Source organism: Pseudomonas fluorescens (genome assembly GCF_902497875.1).
GTDB classification, from domain to species: Bacteria; Pseudomonadota; Gammaproteobacteria; order Pseudomonadales; family Pseudomonadaceae; genus Aquipseudomonas; species Aquipseudomonas fluorescens_BR.
Genome location: NZ_CABVHY010000060.1, coordinates 1 through 15,000, shown reverse-complemented (window position 1 = coordinate 15,000; position 15,000 = coordinate 1). Strand labels below are relative to the sequence as shown.

General features: G+C 60.7%; 16 protein-coding genes and 1 pseudogene. 14 read left to right on the top strand and 3 right to left on the bottom strand.

All coding sequences use genetic code 11. The annotated features are described in order from the left end of the window. Nucleotides 1–198: 198 nt before the first annotated feature. Together F8N85_RS32855 and F8N85_RS32850 are read right to left on the bottom strand one after the other, a co-directional pair. Nucleotides 199–909 (bottom strand): alpha/beta hydrolase, encoded by a 711-nt coding sequence (locus F8N85_RS32855; RefSeq protein WP_150807573.1) that lies wholly within the window; start codon nt 907–909, stop codon nt 199–201. 166 nt (nt 910–1,075) lie between these two features. Continuing rightward, a complete protein-coding gene (locus F8N85_RS32850) occupies nt 1,076–1,474 on the bottom strand; it encodes a hypothetical protein (RefSeq protein WP_150807572.1) in 399 nt (132 codons plus the stop codon). Between the two features lie 268 nt (nt 1,475–1,742). On the opposite strand from F8N85_RS32850, the gene F8N85_RS32845 reads away from it, so the two are divergent. The 8 genes from F8N85_RS32845 (at nt 1,743) to F8N85_RS32810 (ending at nt 8,505) form a co-directional block, all read left to right on the top strand. After that, nucleotides 1,743–2,333 carry an amino acid synthesis family protein gene (locus F8N85_RS32845; protein WP_150807571.1) on the top strand — a complete coding sequence of 197 codons (591 nt, stop codon included), beginning with the start codon at nt 1,743–1,745 and terminating at the stop codon, nt 2,331–2,333. Nucleotides 2,334–2,358: 25 nt separating this feature from the next. After that, on the top strand, nt 2,359–3,192 hold the full coding sequence (locus F8N85_RS32840) for an alpha/beta fold hydrolase (protein ID WP_150807570.1): 834 nt from the start codon (nt 2,359–2,361) through the stop codon (nt 3,190–3,192). Continuing rightward, nucleotides 3,189–4,670: an aldehyde dehydrogenase gene (locus F8N85_RS32835; protein WP_150807569.1), complete on the top strand. Its 1,482-nt coding sequence runs from the start codon at nt 3,189–3,191 to the stop codon at nt 4,668–4,670. The genes F8N85_RS32840 and F8N85_RS32835 overlap by 4 nt, the downstream gene beginning before the upstream one ends. A 12-nt stretch (nt 4,671–4,682) precedes the next feature. Beyond that, entirely contained in the window at nt 4,683–5,168 is a 486-nt protein-coding gene (locus F8N85_RS32830; protein ID WP_150807568.1) for a flavin reductase family protein, read from the top strand. 66 nt (nt 5,169–5,234) lie between these two features. Further along, complete coding sequence (locus F8N85_RS32825; RefSeq protein WP_150807567.1) at nt 5,235–6,686, top strand: NAD-dependent succinate-semialdehyde dehydrogenase; 1,452 nt, start codon at nt 5,235–5,237, stop codon at nt 6,684–6,686. A 20-nt stretch (nt 6,687–6,706) separates the two neighbouring features. Beyond that, a complete protein-coding gene (locus F8N85_RS32820) occupies nt 6,707–7,096 on the top strand; it encodes a carboxymuconolactone decarboxylase family protein (protein WP_150807566.1) in 390 nt (129 codons plus the stop codon). 90 nt (nt 7,097–7,186) lie between these two features. Beyond that, entirely contained in the window at nt 7,187–7,939 is a 753-nt protein-coding gene (locus F8N85_RS32815) for a GntR family transcriptional regulator (protein ID WP_150807565.1), read from the top strand. A gap of 2 nt (nt 7,940–7,941) precedes the next feature. Then, nucleotides 7,942–8,505, top strand: coding sequence for an NUDIX hydrolase (locus tag F8N85_RS32810; RefSeq protein WP_150807564.1), 564 nt, complete (start codon nt 7,942–7,944; stop codon nt 8,503–8,505). Nucleotides 8,506–8,508: 3 nt separating this feature from the next. Here F8N85_RS32810 and F8N85_RS32805 read toward each other — a convergent pair whose 3' ends face one another. Further along, entirely contained in the window at nt 8,509–8,802 is a 294-nt protein-coding gene (locus tag F8N85_RS32805) for a DUF1330 domain-containing protein (protein ID WP_150807563.1), read from the bottom strand. 86 nt (nt 8,803–8,888) lie between these two features. Here F8N85_RS32805 and ribBA point away from each other — a divergent pair, with 86 nt between their 5' ends. The 6 genes and pseudogenes from ribBA to F8N85_RS32770 all read left to right on the top strand — a co-directional run. Beyond that, nucleotides 8,889–9,998 (top strand): bifunctional 3,4-dihydroxy-2-butanone-4-phosphate synthase/GTP cyclohydrolase II, encoded by a 1,110-nt coding sequence (ribBA, locus tag F8N85_RS32800; RefSeq protein ID WP_150807562.1) that lies wholly within the window; start codon nt 8,889–8,891, stop codon nt 9,996–9,998. A gap of 320 nt (nt 9,999–10,318) precedes the next feature. Further along, nucleotides 10,319–11,344 carry an ABC transporter substrate-binding protein gene (locus F8N85_RS32790; protein WP_150807560.1) on the top strand — a complete coding sequence of 342 codons (1,026 nt, stop codon included), beginning with the start codon at nt 10,319–10,321 and terminating at the stop codon, nt 11,342–11,344. Next, nucleotides 11,341–12,285 carry an ABC transporter permease gene (locus F8N85_RS32785; RefSeq protein ID WP_191636314.1) on the top strand — a complete coding sequence of 315 codons (945 nt, stop codon included), beginning with the start codon at nt 11,341–11,343 and terminating at the stop codon, nt 12,283–12,285. Before F8N85_RS32790 ends, F8N85_RS32785 begins: the two co-directional genes overlap by 4 nt. Before the next feature lie 6 nt (nt 12,286–12,291). Next, nucleotides 12,292–13,101 carry an ABC transporter permease gene (locus F8N85_RS32780; protein WP_150807558.1) on the top strand — a complete coding sequence of 270 codons (810 nt, stop codon included), beginning with the start codon at nt 12,292–12,294 and terminating at the stop codon, nt 13,099–13,101. A gap of 17 nt (nt 13,102–13,118) precedes the next feature. Further along, nucleotides 13,119–14,273: an ABC transporter ATP-binding protein gene (locus F8N85_RS32775; RefSeq protein ID WP_150807557.1), complete on the top strand. Its 1,155-nt coding sequence runs from the start codon at nt 13,119–13,121 to the stop codon at nt 14,271–14,273. A gap of 320 nt (nt 14,274–14,593) precedes the next feature. Next, a pseudogene (locus tag F8N85_RS32770) lies at nt 14,594–15,000 on the top strand (hypothetical protein); the annotation flags it as partial.

The window sequence follows — 15,000 nt, the reverse complement described above, 5'->3', positions numbered from 1 at the left end:
GATGAACTGAAGCAACTCGCTGTCGAAAACCGCGTAAATCTTTGTTTACCAAGGAGTTTTCCGTTTCGACTGCGCCGGAAGTGGGGCGAATTATAGACTTCCAGGATCTGCCGTCAAGGACTAATTGAGGCTTTCTATCGATAAGCCTGAAAAAGCCCGAAAAGCGCCGGTTTTTGCCCCCTCTATATAGAAGAGCAATCAGCTCGGCGCAATGAACGACTCCAGTTCCGTTGCAGCCTCATCTATAAGTGCTGCCACTTCCACCGGTTTAGAGGCTAAAGACGCGTGGCTTGCTTTCAGGGTAATGACCTTTCTAGCGTTAAGCCGCCCCGCCATCCGCTGCTGGTTCTCAGGGGCAATCATCCGGTCTTCACTGGAGATCTGATACCACGACGGTTTGTTCTTCCAGGCGGGATGCGTGATTGCGTCGCCAAAGGTTCCGGCCAGAGGCGCTTTCTGCGTGATGCCCATCACCAACCCCTCTTGCGCGGGCAGGTCCTGGCAGAAGCTTTCATGATAGAGCTCTGGCTTGACCCATAAATAGCCATCGCTATCGGGTACCAGGTTTGACGCCGCAAGGGGTAAGTGTTCCTGAGTAATTCCGCCGGGGCTCTCACCCGCGTCCGGGGCAAATGCCGCGATATACACCAGGCCCACCACATTCGGTTGATCGCCAGCCTCAGTGATGACCGCACCGCCATAGGAATGGCCTACCAGCAGGACCGGCCCTGGCTCCTGGGCAATCATCTTGCGCGTGCGCTCGGCATCGTCTGCAAGGGAAGTCAGCGCCAGTTCTACCGCGCGGATGTTCGAGTAACCCATGCCGAGCAGCTCGACAATGACCTTGTTCCAGTGGGCGGCACCGCCCCAAAAACCATGTACCAATACAATCGCGGGTTTTTCGCTCATCAGATGACTCCCGGTTGCAGAACCATGATTGCTGGCGCCCCCGATTTAACGGGGACCGCTGTTGCCTGGAGAATTCGCCAACACCCAGTCTGGATTTAGCATGGCTTTATAGAGACGTCCACCCATCGCTGAAACCAGCGACCGACGACCGCGGCGTCATAGTGGATTACCCATAGGAACAGATTAACGACAGGAATTGATTTTCCACGCTTGTGCCATGAGTCTCTGTTTCATCCCACAGAATCAGCTCGCCGTTGTAGTAAGCAAAATAGGCAGTAGCCTGGGCACTGTGTTGCCTGGCCTTGCCACACACCGCGAGGTCTCGCCCGCTTTGATCGGCGGCCGTTCCATAAAGCGGTTCAAAGTCCCAGCCCTTCCCTTCCAGTCCTGTCAGCGCCTTGGCTCGCGCCAGATTCTTGTCCTTTTCAGAAACCCCGACTTTCACCCGCGGCGCAGTCTGGCCTTTCGCCGCGATGGGTACGGCGCTTTCAGGCGCTGGATGCTCGCCAGTGGTGCAGCCCGAAATGAGCAAGAACGCCAAACCGAGTCCTGCAAACATTTTCATCGTCGTACCACCGTCAGCCAATAATCCTGCAACGTAGCACAAGCCCGGTCACAGACAGCTGACATAGCTCACGTGCGCTGCAGATAGCGGTTAACCACAAGATGGGCTGCCAGCACTCAGCCGCCCGCATTCGCCCCCGACCTCCCACTACCCGCCCTACCTTCCGTCGCCTGCCCTTTCGATGATCTTGCAGCCGATGCTTGCATACACAATATTATGGTATACCATCATACGACAAACACATTCCCTCTCTCATATGGAGTCGCTCATGAGTTTCGAAATTCGCAAGATCGTCAGCTACGTGGAAGAAACCTTTATCGAAGGCGGCAAGGCCACTGATACGCCGGTGACCATGGTTGGCCTGGCCGTTGTTATCAAGAACCCATGGCTGGGGCGTGGTTTTGTCGAAGACCTGAAGCCGGAAATCCGTGCCAATTGCTCCGATCTGGGGGCGTTGATGGTCGAGCGCCTGGTGGCGACGATTGGCGGTGCAGACAAGATCGAAGCCTACGGCAAGGCGGCCGTGGTCGGTGCCGACGGCGAGATCGAGCATGCCTCCGCGGTGATCCACACCCTGCGTTTCGGCAACCACTACCGCGAAGCGGTGCAAGCCAAGAGCTACCTGAGCTTCACCAACAAACGCGGCGGCCCGGGCACCTCGATCCAGATTCCGATGATGCACAAGGACGACGAAGGTCTGCGTTCGCACTACATCACGTTGGAAATGCAGATCGAAGACGCGCCGCGCTCGGACGAGATTGTCGTTGTCCTCGGTTGCGCCAACGGCGGTCGCCTGCACCCACGCATCGGCAACCGCTATATCGATCTGGAAGAACTGGCCGCAGAGAAAGCCCAGTAACTCATAAGATTTGCAGGAGCGATCCATGATTCGGCTCAGCGCTGAACTCACCCCGGCCGGCACCAGTTATCTGGCGACCGGCCAAGGCCAACCCGTGGTATTGATCCACGGCGTGGGCCTGAACAAAGAAATGTGGGGCGGCCAGATCGTTGGTCTCGCTCCCCACTACCGGGTCATTGCCTACGACATGCTCGGGCATGGCGCCAGCCCGCGCCCGGCAGCGGGTACCGGGCTGCTCGGTTATGCCGATCAGCTACTGGAATTGCTCGAACACTTACAGCTGCCACAAGCCACGGTGATCGGGTTTTCCATGGGCGGGCTGGTGGCGCGGGCCTTCGCCCTGCACTACCCGCAGCATCTGCTCGGGTTGGTGGTGCTCAACAGCGTGTTCAACCGTAGCGCCGAACAGCGCGCCGGGGTCATCGAGAGGACCGCCCAGGCCGCCGAGCATGGCCCGGATGCGAATGCCGAAGCGGCGCTGTCACGCTGGTTCAGCCACGAATATCAGGCGGCCAATCCGGCGCAGATTGCGGCGATTCGCCAGACCCTGGCCGGCAATGACCCGCAAGGTTATCTGACCACCTACGAGCTGTTCGCCACCCAGGACATGTACCGCGCCGAAGACCTGGGGACTATCCAGGTGCCGACCCTGATCGCCACCGGCGAACTGGACCCCGGTTCCACACCGCAAATGGCCCGACAATTGGCCGAACGGATTCCCGGCGCGCAAGTTGCCGTGCTCCACGAGCAACGGCATATGATGCCGGTAGAGTCGCCGCGCCTGGTCAACCAGGTGCTGCTGGACTTCCTCAATACGGCGCAAACCCGACAAAATCAAATAAAGGGGATCGTTGCATGACACTCGCACGCTTCCAGATGTGCATCGATGGGCAATGGGTCGATGCCCTCTGCGGCAAGACCTTTCAAAGCCTTAATCCGGCGCTGGCTCAAGCCTGGGCTGAACTGCCGGATGCCGATGAAGCCGATGTCGAGCGCGCCGTCCAGGCCGCGCAAAAGGCTTTCGACAGTCCGGCCTGGCGCGGCTTGACCGCCACTGCCCGGGGCAAATTGCTGCGCCGTCTGGGTGATCTGATCGCCGAGAACAAAGAGCAACTGGCGCAACTGGAAAGCCGCGACAACGGCAAGCTGATCCGCGAGACCCGTGGTCAGGTCAGCTACTTGCCAGAATTCTTCCACTACACCGCAGGCCTGGCCGACAAGCTCGAAGGCGGCACCCTGCCGCTGGACAAGCCCGACCTGTTTGCCTACACGGTGCATGAACCGATGGGTGTGGTCGCCGCGATCATTCCCTGGAACAGCCCGCTGTACCTGACCGCGATCAAACTGGCACCAGCCCTGGCGGCGGGCAACACCATCGTGATCAAACCGTCCGAACACGCCTCGGCAACCATTCTCGAGCTGGCCCGGCTGGCCCTTGAGGCCGGCATTCCACCGGGCGTGGTCAACGTCGTCACCGGTTACGGACCGAGCACCGGTGCCGCCCTGACCCGCCACCCGCTGATACGCAAAATCGCCTTCACCGGCGGCGCGGCAACCGCCCGCCATGTGGTGCGCAGCAGTGCCGAGAACTTTGCCAAGTTGTCCCTGGAACTGGGCGGCAAATCGCCGAACATCATCTTCGCCGACGCCGACCTCGACAGCGCAATCAATGGTGCCATCGCCGGCATCTATGCCGCCTCCGGGCAGAGCTGCGTGTCCGGTTCACGGCTGTTGGTGCAGGACGAGATCTACGATGAATTCGTCGAGCGCCTGGTGGAACGGGCCAAGCGTATTCGCATTGGCAACCCCCAGGACGACACCAGCGAAATGGGCCCGATGGCCACCGCCCAGCAACTGGCCGTGGTCGAAGGCCTGGTGGCCGACGCCATCGCCGAAGGCGCCCGGCTGCGCCTGGGTGGCAAGCGCCCGCCAATGGACAACGACGGCTGGTTCTACGAGCCGACCCTGTTCGAATGCGACCGCAACTCGATGAAGATCATGCAGGAAGAAGTCTTCGGCCCGGTCGCTTCGGTGATCCGCTTCAAGGACGAGGCCGAGGCGCTGGCGATTGCCAACGACTCACAGTTCGGCCTCGCGGCAGGCATCTGGACCCGTGACCTGGGCCGCGCCCACCGCCTGGCGCGGGATGTGCGCTCGGGGATCATCTGGGTCAACACCTACCGCGCGGTCTCGGCCATGGCGCCGATCGGCGGCTTCAAGAACAGCGGCTACGGTCGCGAGAGCGGCATCGATTCGGTGCTGGCCTATACCGAGCTGAAAACGGTATGGATCAACCTCTCGTCGGCACCGATGCCCGACCCCTTTGTCATGCGTTGAGGATGGCCCGAAATGATCGAACCTGGCATTTATAAAGAAGTCATGGCCTCCTTCCCCTCCGGGGTCACGGTGGTCACCACCCTCGACCCCGAGGGCGGCATCGTCGGTATCACCGCCAGCGCCTTCAGTGCGTTGTCGATCGACCCGGCGCTGGTGCTGTTCTGCCCGAACTACGCCTCCGACACCTACCCGGTCCTGCGCGACAGCAAACGCTTCGCTATCCATCTGCTTTCGGCGGACCAGCAGGCATTGGCCTACGCCTTCGCCAGTAAAGGCAAGGACAAGACCAAAGGCATCGAATGGCACCTGAGCGAGCTGGGCAACCCGCTGCTGAACGAGGCCACGGCAATTATCGAGTGCGAGCTGTGGCGCGAATACGATGGCGGCGACCACGCCATCATCGTCGGCGCGGTGAAGAACCTGATCCTGCCCGAGCAGCCGGTGACGCCGATGATTTATCACCGCGGCAAGCTGGGCCCGCTGCCCACCCTCGTCTGAACACTTTTCTTCAGGGCCGCACACCACCACTCAAGGTGCGGCCCCTTTTTATTTCCGGGAGCCGGCATGACCCCAGCAGCCTCGCAACTGTTCCGCCAGCAGGCCTACATCAATGGCCAATGGTGCGATGCCCAGGACGGCAGTCGCCAAGCGATTTACAACCCGGCCACCGGTGAAGTGATCGGCCATGTGCCGAACCTTGGTGCAGCCCAGGCTCGCGCAGCCATCGCCGCGGCCAATGCCGCATGGCCGGCCTGGCGGGCAAAAACCGCCAAGGAGCGCAGCACCCTGCTCAAGGGCTGGCACGCCTTGATGCTGGAAAACGCCGACGCCCTGGCCGAGATTCTCACCCTGGAACAAGGCAAGCCTTTAGCCGAAGCCAAGGGTGAAATTCTCTACGCCGCAAGCTTCATTGAGTGGTTCGCCGAAGAAGCCAAACGCATCTACGGCGACACCATTCCGAGCCACAAGGGCGATGCGCGGATCGTCGTCAGCAAGGAACCGATCGGGGTGGTCGCGGCCATTACTCCGTGGAATTTCCCGGCGGCGATGATCACCCGTAAAGCCGGCCCGGCGCTGGCCGCCGGTTGTCCATGCATCGTCAAACCGGCACCGGAAACGCCGTTTTCGGCACTGGCCATGGCCGCGTTGGCGGAACAGGCCGGCATTCCGCCGGGGATATTCAATGTGATTACCGGCGATGCCGTGGCGATTGGTGCCGAGCTGACCGCCAGTCCCGAAGTGCGCAAGCTGTCCTTCACCGGCTCCACAGCCATTGGCAAACTGCTGATGGCCCAATGCGCCTCGACCCTGAAAAAAGTCTCGCTGGAGCTGGGTGGCAATGCGCCGTTCATTGTCTTCGACGATGCCGACCTGGAACGCGCGATCGAAGGCGCCTTGATCGCCAAATTCCGCAACGCCGGCCAGACCTGCGTCTGCGTCAATCGCTTCCTGGTGCAGGACGGTATCCATGACGCATTCGTCGCCCGCCTCGCCGAGCGAGTCGGCGAACTGAAAGTCGGCGATGGTTTCGCGGCCGGCGTCAGCCAGGGCCCGCTGATCAACGAGCGCGCAGTGGCCAAGGTCGAGGACCATGTGCAGGACGCCCTGGGCAAAGGCGCCCGGCTGCTCTGCGGTGGCGAACGGCATGCCCTGGGCCATGGCTTCTTCCAGCCAACGGTCATTGCCGATTTGACCGCGCAGATGAAAGTCGCCAGCGAAGAAACCTTTGGCCCGCTGGCCGCAGTGTTCCGTTTCAGCAGCGAAAGCGACGCGCTGCGCATGGCCAATGACACCGAATTCGGCCTCGCCGCCTATTGCTACACCCGTGACCTGGGGCGTGCCTGGCGCATGAGCGAGGGCCTGGAGTACGGCATGGTCGGCATCAACGAAGGGCTGATTTCCACCGAAGTCGCGCCCTTTGGTGGAATCAAGTCGTCGGGCCTGGGCCGCGAGGGTTCGAAGTACGGCATCGACGATTACCTTGAACTCAAATACACCCTGATGGGCGGACTTTGATCCGGCAGGAGCGATCTGACATGAACAACGAGAAATACCAGAAAGGCCTGGCGATCCGCACCCAGGTGCTGGGCCAGGATTATGTGAACAAATCGATCGAGAACGCCGACGACTTCACCCGCCCGTTGCAGGAAATGGTCACCGAGTACTGCTGGGGCCACGTCTGGGGCCGTGAGGGCTTATCGCTTAAAGAACGCAGCATGATAAACTTGGCGATGATTTCGGCACTCAACCGGCCACACGAGCTCAAGCTGCACGTACGCGGCGCCTTGCGCAACGGTCTGAGTCGTGAACAAATACGCGAGATCCTGCTTCAGGTAGGCATCTATTGCGGGGTTCCCGCAGCCGTAGACAGTTTCCGTCTCGCCCGTGAAGCATTCGCCGAAGCCGACGCCGAGGCATCCAGTTAATCACTGGCTGTTCAATCCAAGCGGAGCACTGCCGATCGATGTGATCGAAGTGCTCTTTTTACATGGACAGCCACACTCAGAGCGGACCCGATGAAACGCCTGCCACTTGACGACAGCTTCAAGGTCAATCGCAACCCCGTTACCCTGCGCGAAATCGTGCTGGATAAACTGCGAAGCGCCATCATGAACTTCCAGCTGCTGCCGGGAGACCGTCTGGTCGAGCGGGATCTGTGTGAACGCCTGGGCGTCAGCCGCACTTCCGTGCGGGAAGCCTTGCGCCACCTGGAATCCGAAGGCCTGGTGGAATTCGCCGATGCCAAGGGCCCGAGCGTCGCCATCATCACCCTGGCAGACGCCTGCGATATCTACGAGCTGCGCTGCGTGCTCGAAGGTCTGATCGTCCAGCTGTTCACCCTGCGCGCCAAGCCCAAGGATATTAAAGCCCTGGAAAAAGCCCTCGAGGAGAACCGCAAGGCCCTCAAGGACGGCGAATTGCAGCAAGTGATCGATTCGGTACAAGGCTTCTACGACGTGTTGCTGGAAGGTTCGGGCAACCACGTCGCGGCCACCCAGCTGCGCCAGTTGCAGGCCCGCATCAGCTACCTGCGCGCGACCTCGGTGTCCCAGGAAAACCGCCGCGGTGCCAGTAACCAGGAAATGGAGCGCATGGTCGAGGCGATCAAGAGCGGTGATCCGCTGGCGGCGCATCAGGCTTCGGTCGATCACGTCCGCGCCGCCGCGAAAGTCGCGCTGGACTACCTCAAGCTCAAGCAGAACGAGACTGAAAAAGTGCGCGACATCGTTTCGCCGATCGTTCTCAAAGAACCGCGCATAGGTCGCTGATCATGCCCCTCCCGCGCTTTTGTCCGCAATGCGGTGGCGGTGACCTCAGTCACCAGCAACCCCAGGGCGATACCCATGAGCGCTTGATGTGCGGCGGCTGCGGTTACATCCACTACATCAATCCGAAGATCATTGCCGGCTGCATCATCGAGCAGGACGGCAAGTACCTGTTGTGCCAGCGGGCGATTCCGCCACGCCCCGGCACCTGGACCCTGCCCGCCGGCTTCATGGAAAGTGGCGAAACCACCGAGCAGGGCGCCCTGCGCGAAGTCTGGGAAGAAACCGGAGTGCGCGCGGAAATCCTCTCGCCCTACTCGATCTTCAGCGTGCCGAAGATCAGCGAGGTCTACATCATCTTCCGCGCCATCGCCGTGGAGGACACGGGTGTTTACGGCCCGGAAACCCTCGACTGTCGTTTCTTCGCGCCCGAGGACATTCCTTGGGACAGCATCTATTACCCGGCCATCCGGCAGATCCTCGAACGTTATATCGAGGAACGCCAGGCGGGTGTCTACGGCATCTACATGGGCAACGACGACAGCGGCAAAATCCACTTCATCCGCTGACTTTCAGGCTTCATACCCTTCGACAATGATCACTTCAGCCCTGGCCGCGCCCTGGCGGTACTGGCACGCCTGCTGGTATTCCGCCGAGCGGTAGCAGGCCAGCGCCTGCTCGTAGGATTCGAACTCGATCACCACGCTGCGTTGCGGCGTCGCCCTGCCCTCCATCGCCTCGGAACGCCCGCCACGGGCCAGCAGCTTGCCGCCGTATAGCGCAAAGGCTGCGGGTGCGCGCTGGGTGTATTGAACGTATTGATCCGGGTGGGTGACATCGACGTGTGCGATCCAGTAAGCCTTCATTACGACCTCGTCATTTCGGTTTATTTTGTATTATGGTATACCATAAACACAAACCTTCCACCATTCGCGACATAGAGAGTCCGAGCATGGCCTTCAACAGCATCGAAGAACTTATCGAAGATTACCGCCAAGGCAAGATGGTCCTGCTGGTCGACGATGAAGACCGGGAAAACGAAGGCGACCTGCTGCTCGCCGCCGACCGCTGCAACGCCGAGGCGATCAGCTTCATGGCCCGCGAAGCACGGGGCCTGATCTGCCTCACGCTGACCGAAGAACATTGCCAGCGACTGGGTCTTGAGCAGATGGTGCCGAGCAATGGCAGCGCGTTCAGCACTGCTTTTACCGTGTCCATCGAAGCCGCTACCGGAGTCACCACCGGCATCTCCGCCGCCGACCGCGCCCGCACTGTCGAGGCTGCCGTGGCGGCGACTGCCACTGCGCAGGACCTGGTGCAACCCGGACATATCTTCCCGTTGCGCGCCAAGGAAGGCGGCGTGCTGACCCGCGCCGGGCATACCGAGGCCGGCTGCGACCTGGCGCGCCTGGCCGGTTTTACCCCGGCTTCGGTGATCGTTGAAGTGATGAACGATGACGGCACCATGGCCCGCCGACCGGATCTGGAAATCTTTGCCACCCGCCACGGCATCAAGATCGGCACCATCGCCGATCTGATCCATTACCGACTCAGCACCGAACACACGGTGACGCGCATCGGCGAGCGCGAACTGCCGACGGTTCATGGCAACTTCCGGTTGATTACCTATGAGGACAAGATCGAAGGCGGCGTGCACATGGCCATGGTCATGGGCGATATCCGTCGCGAAGAACCGACGCTAGTCCGCGTGCACGTGATCGATCCGCTGCGCGATCTGGTCGGTGCCGAGTACACCGGGCCGTCGAACTGGACGCTGTGGGCAGCACTGCAAAAAGTCGCCGAAGAAGGCCGCGGCGTGGTGGTGGTGCTGGCTAATCACGAATCTTCCCAGGCGTTGCTTGAGCGCATCCCGCAATTGACCCAACCACCGCGGCAATACACCCGCTCGCAGTCGCATATCTATTCCGAAGTCGGCACCGGAGCACAGATTCTGCAAGACCTTGGCGTTGGCAAACTGCGCCATCTCGGGCCGCCGCTCAAGTATGCCGGCCTGACCGGGTACGACCTGGAAGTGGTCGAGAGCATTCCGTTTACCGGTTGACGCCCTACCCAACTGTGGGAGCGAGCCTGCTCGCGATGGTCGTTAACGGTAACGCGTACTTTCTGAATAAACGCGCCGCCCTTGAGACCATCGCGAGCAGGCTCGCTCCCACAGGGTTTTGCGTACTCCTGATGGTCTGCGGATGCACAAATTATCGCCCTCTACTGACAATCGGTATGGCGAAGGTCTTGCAGAAAGCTTGGAATACCATAATATGATATTCCATAGGCCGGACGATTTATCCCCTGTGATGGACCTACTGCTCCCGATAAGCGGGCATCAACAACCCGCTCAAAACCACAACAAATGAGGGCGTGAAAATGGTGTTGAATAAACGTGCAACCGCGATACTCGCAGCAGGCCTCCTGGCGCTGACCTGCACTGCAGCCCAAGCGGCTGACAGCATGAGTTTCGTCAGTTGGGGCGGCTCCACCCAGGACGCGCAAAAGCAGGCCTGGGCCGACCCTTTCAGCAAGTCCAGCGGGATCAAGGTGGTCCAGGACGGCCCGACCGACTACGGCAAACTCAAGGCCATGGTCGAAAGCGGCAACGTGCAATGGGACGTGGTCGATGTCGAAGCCGACTTCGCCTTGCGCGCAGCGGCTGAAGGCTTGCTCGAGCCGCTGGACTTCAACATCATCCAGCGCGACAAACTCGACCCGCGCTTCGTCTCCGATCACGGCGTTGGCTCGTTCTACTTCTCCTTCGTCCTCGGTTACAACGAAGGCAAGCTCGGTGCCGGCAAACCCCAGGACTGGACCGCGCTGTTCGACACCAAAACCTATCCAGGCAAACGCGCCCTCTACAAATGGCCAAGCCCTGGCGCGCTCGAGCTGGCCCTGCTGGCCGATGGCGTTCCCGCCGACAAGCTCTACCCGCTGGACCTGGACCGCGCCTTCAAGAAACTCGACACCATCAAGAAAGACATCGTCTGGTGGGGCGGCGGCGCGCAATCCCAGCAACTGCTGGCCTCCGGTGAAGCCAGTCTTGGTCAGTTCTGGAACGGTCGGATCCATGCCCTGCAAGAAGATGGCGCACCGGTTGGCGTGAGCTGGAAACAGAACCTGGTCATGGCCGACTTCCTGGTCATCCCAAAGGGTTCGAAAAACAAGGACGCGGCCATGCGCTTCCTGGCCAACTCCAGCTCCGCCAAAGGCCAGGCCGACTTCTCGAACCTGACTGCTTATGCGCCAATCAACACCGATAGCGTGCAACGCCTGGACTCAGTACTGGCACCCAACCTGCCGACTGCCTACGCTAAGGATCAGATCACTCTCGACTTCGCGTACTGGGCCAAGAATGGTCAGAGCATCGCGACACGGTGGAACGAATGGCTGCTCAAATGAAAATGACGGCCACTGCGTCCCGTCAATCCACTCCGGTCGAGGGCGCCTCGGGCGCCACCGGTTCGGCTCCAGGCAAGGCGGCGGCAATGAAGCATTCCGCTTCACTGACCCAACGTTGGCGCGGTTCCAGCAACCTGCTGCCGGCACTGCTGTTCCTTGGCCTGTTTTTCTTCGCCCCGCTGATCAGTCTGCTGCTGCGCGGAGTGCTCGAGCCGACGCCAGGACTGGGCAACTACGCCGAGCTGTTCGCCAATTCGGCGTATGCCCGCGTACTAATCAACACCTTCGCCGTTGCCGGTCTGGTCACTGTGTTCAGCCTGCTGCTGGGCTTTCCCCTGGCCTGGGCGATTACCCTGGTGCCCCGTGGCTGGGGCCGCTGGGTGCTGAATATCGTCCTGCTGTCGATGTGGACCAGCCTGTTGGCGCGCACCTATTCCTGGCTGGTACTGCTGCAGGCTTCAGGGGTGATCAACAAGGCGTTGATGGCCATGGGCATCATCGATCAACCGCTGGAGATGGTGCATAACCTGACCGGGGTGGTGATCGGCATGAGCTACATCATGATTCCGTTCATCGTCCTGCCGCTGCAGGCGACCATGCAAGCGATCGATCCGATGGTGTTGCAGGCCGGCTCCATTTGCGGCGCCAGCCCCTGGAGCAATTTCTTCCGGGTGTTCCTGCCGCTGTGCCGGCCAGGCCTGTTCTCCGGTGGCTTGATGGTGTTCGTCATGTCGCTCGGTTACTACGTCACCCCGGCCCTGCTCGGCGGTGCGCAGAACATGATGCTGCCGGAATTCATCATCCAGCAGGTGCAATCGTTCCTCAACTGGGGCCTGGCCAGCGCGGGCGCAGCCTTGCTGATCCTGATCACCCTGGTGCTGTTCTACTTCTACCTGAAGCTGCAACCGGAATCCCCGGTCGGCTCCAGCAACTCGAGGTAAGCCATCATGTTATTGACCGCCAATGCCATGAGTCGGCGCATGCGTTTCGGCCTTTACCTCACTACCGGGGTCATAGCGTTATTCCTGTTGCTGCCCATCGTGTTCATCGTGCTGTTGTCGTTCGGCTCCTCCCAGTGGCTGGTGTTCCCGCCGCCAGGCTGGACCCTGAAGTGGTACATGCAGTTCTTCTCCAATCCCGAGTGGATGGACGCCGCCGTGGCCAGCCTCAAGGTCGCGGTGCTGACCACGATCTTTGCCGTGGCCCTCGGCTTGCCGACCGCCTTCGCCCTGGTCCGTGGACGCTTCCCCGGCCGGGAAATGCTGTATGGCCTGTTCACCCTGCCGATGATCGTGCCGCTGGTGATCATCGCCGTGGCGGTGTACGCGCTGTTCCTCAAGCTCGGCTACACCGGGACGATGTTCGCCTTCGTCGTCAGCCATGTGATCGTCGCGTTGCCGTTCACCATTATCTCGATCATCAACTCGCTGAAGCTGTTCGATCAGTCGATCGAAGATGCCGCGGTGATCTGTGGCGCTTCACGCCTGCAAGCGGTGTACAAGGTGACCTTCCCGGCGATCCGCCCGGGTATGGTCGCCGGTGCGCTGTTCGCCTTCCTGGTGTCGTGGGATGAGGTGGTCCTCAGCGTGATGATGGCCAGCCCGACCCTGCAAACCTTGCCGGTAAAAATGTGGACCACCTTGCGTCAGGACCTGACTCCCGTGATCGCCGTCGCCTCGACGCTGCTGATTGCGTTGTCGGTACTGGTCATGGTGATCGCCGCCGCTGTGCGCCGGCGCAACGAAGTCAGCGCCTGAGCGCCTGGGAGAAAGCAATGAGTGCCGTGATCAAAGACCCCGCACAGCAGGACAACAAGACCCTGGTCAGCCTGCGCAACCTGAATAAATACTATGGCGACTTTGCCGCCGTGGACGACATCTCGCTGGACATCCAGGACGGGGAATTCCTGACCTTCCTCGGCTCCAGCGGCTCGGGTAAAAGTACCACCCTGTCGATGCTGGCCGGCTTCGAAACCCCCAGCTCCGGGGAAATCCAGGTCAACGGCAAATCCCTGGTCAATGTGCCGCCACACAAGCGCGACATCGGCATGGTGTTCCAGCGCTACTCGCTGTTTCCGCATCTGTCGGTGCGCGACAACATTGCGTTCCCCCTAGCGATTCGCAAACTGGCCAGCGCCGAACGGGAACGTCGGGTCGATGCGATGCTCAAGCTGGTGCAGCTTGAGCAATTTGCGCATCGCCGCCCTTCGCAACTGTCCGGCGGCCAGCAACAGCGGGTGGCGATTGCCCGGGCGCTGGTCTACGAACCACGCATCCTGCTGATGGACGAGCCCCTCGGCGCCCTGGATAAGAAGCTGCGTGAAGACCTGCAGGATGAACTGCGTCAGTTGCATCGCCGGCTGGGCATCACCATCGTCTACGTGACCCACGATCAGGAAGAAGCCATGCGTTTGTCGCAACGCATCGCGATCTTCAGCCATGGCAAGATCGTCGGCCTGGGCAGCGGTTATGACCTCTATCAGAATCCGCCGAATGCTTTCGTCGCCTCGTTCCTCGGCAACTCGAACTTCCTCAAGCTCCAGGCCCAGGGCAATGCCGTGGCAAGCTTCGAAGGCCAGCCACTGTCGATCCGCCTGACCTCGGGGTTGCAGACCAATCAGGAAGTGCTGCTGATGGTCCGCCCGGAAAAAGCCCTGGCCCTGAGCGTCGAACAGGCCGCCAGCGAACCACTCGCTCCGGGCTGGAACGAAGTCTCGGCCACCGTCACCGAAGTGTTGTTCCTCGGTGAAAGCCAGACCTGCAGCGTGGTCACCTCCGGCGGTACCGCAATGACCGTCAAAGCGCTATCCGCCGCGGGCATGCCGCTTAAAACCGGCGACCCGGTGCGGGTACGCTGGGCGACTGCCGATGCCTGTGTCTACACCCAATGGGCGGAGAGTGATTTGAACAAGGCGGCAGGGGCGCACTGATCCCCTTCCTTCCCAAACCAGGCCAACGCTCTTTGACGAGGGCGTTGGCTTTTTTGTGGGTGGTGGATTGTCGTTACCGGTAAGTGCTGGAACTGATGTATATCTTTCGGCTAGCGGGCACTTGTGGCGAGGGGGCTTGCCCCCGCTCGGCTGCGAAGCAGTCGTAAACCCGGAGTACGCGATCTATCCGAGGGAATGCAGTGGTAGCGTTTGGGACCGCTGCGCGCTCCAGCGGGGGCAAGCCCCATAGGCGCTAACCAAATCTCAAGAGATAGTAGAATCTGATTCACCAAGCAAAGTGAGCAGCAGGGAAAGCAAGCGTGACACAAAGACTGGATGAAGATTGGCCGAAGCTGTTGGCGCTATTGCCGCAGGGATGGGAAGCCAAGGCAAAAGAGCTGGGAGCGCTGAAGTTCGGTCGCCGCTTCAGCGGCCCGGAGAGTTTATTGCGCACGTTATTGATGTATCTGAGCGCTGATTGCTCGATGGTCGAAACGGTGGAACGCGCGCGCGCTGGGGACTGGGTGGAGCTATCGGACGTTGGCCTGCTCAAACGGATCAATAAATCGGGTGCATGGCTGGGCTGGATCACTGAACAGTTGATCCAGCAGGCACCGACCGTGGCGATGAAATGTCCGGCGCTGCAGGGGCGCAGATTGCTTGCCGCTGACGGCAGTGTCGTGGCAGAGCCGGGAGCGGCCACATCGACATGGCGACTGCATTACAC

Coding starts and splice junctions, on each gene's coding strand:
- F8N85_RS32780 (WP_150807558.1), top strand. CDS start 12,292: ATGTTATTGACCGCCAATGCCATGAGTCGGCGCATGCGTTTCGGCCTT.
- F8N85_RS32840 (WP_150807570.1), top strand. CDS start 2,359: ATGATTCGGCTCAGCGCTGAACTCACCCCGGCCGGCACCAGTTATCTG.
- F8N85_RS32835 (WP_150807569.1), top strand. CDS start 3,189: ATGACACTCGCACGCTTCCAGATGTGCATCGATGGGCAATGGGTCGAT.
- F8N85_RS32815 (WP_150807565.1), top strand. CDS start 7,187: ATGAAACGCCTGCCACTTGACGACAGCTTCAAGGTCAATCGCAACCCC.
- F8N85_RS32850 (WP_150807572.1), bottom strand. CDS start 1,474: ATGAAAATGTTTGCAGGACTCGGTTTGGCGTTCTTGCTCATTTCGGGC.
- F8N85_RS32825 (WP_150807567.1), top strand. CDS start 5,235: ATGACCCCAGCAGCCTCGCAACTGTTCCGCCAGCAGGCCTACATCAAT.
- F8N85_RS32830 (WP_150807568.1), top strand. CDS start 4,683: ATGATCGAACCTGGCATTTATAAAGAAGTCATGGCCTCCTTCCCCTCC.
- F8N85_RS32810 (WP_150807564.1), top strand. CDS start 7,942: ATGCCCCTCCCGCGCTTTTGTCCGCAATGCGGTGGCGGTGACCTCAGT.
- F8N85_RS32845 (WP_150807571.1), top strand. CDS start 1,743: ATGAGTTTCGAAATTCGCAAGATCGTCAGCTACGTGGAAGAAACCTTT.
- F8N85_RS32790 (WP_150807560.1), top strand. CDS start 10,319: ATGGTGTTGAATAAACGTGCAACCGCGATACTCGCAGCAGGCCTCCTG.
- F8N85_RS32820 (WP_150807566.1), top strand. CDS start 6,707: ATGAACAACGAGAAATACCAGAAAGGCCTGGCGATCCGCACCCAGGTG.
- F8N85_RS32805 (WP_150807563.1), bottom strand. CDS start 8,802: ATGAAGGCTTACTGGATCGCACACGTCGATGTCACCCACCCGGATCAA.
- ribBA (WP_150807562.1), top strand. CDS start 8,889: ATGGCCTTCAACAGCATCGAAGAACTTATCGAAGATTACCGCCAAGGC.
- F8N85_RS32775 (WP_150807557.1), top strand. CDS start 13,119: ATGAGTGCCGTGATCAAAGACCCCGCACAGCAGGACAACAAGACCCTG.
- F8N85_RS32785 (WP_191636314.1), top strand. CDS start 11,341: ATGAAAATGACGGCCACTGCGTCCCGTCAATCCACTCCGGTCGAGGGC.
- F8N85_RS32855 (WP_150807573.1), bottom strand. CDS start 909: ATGAGCGAAAAACCCGCGATTGTATTGGTACATGGTTTTTGGGGCGGT.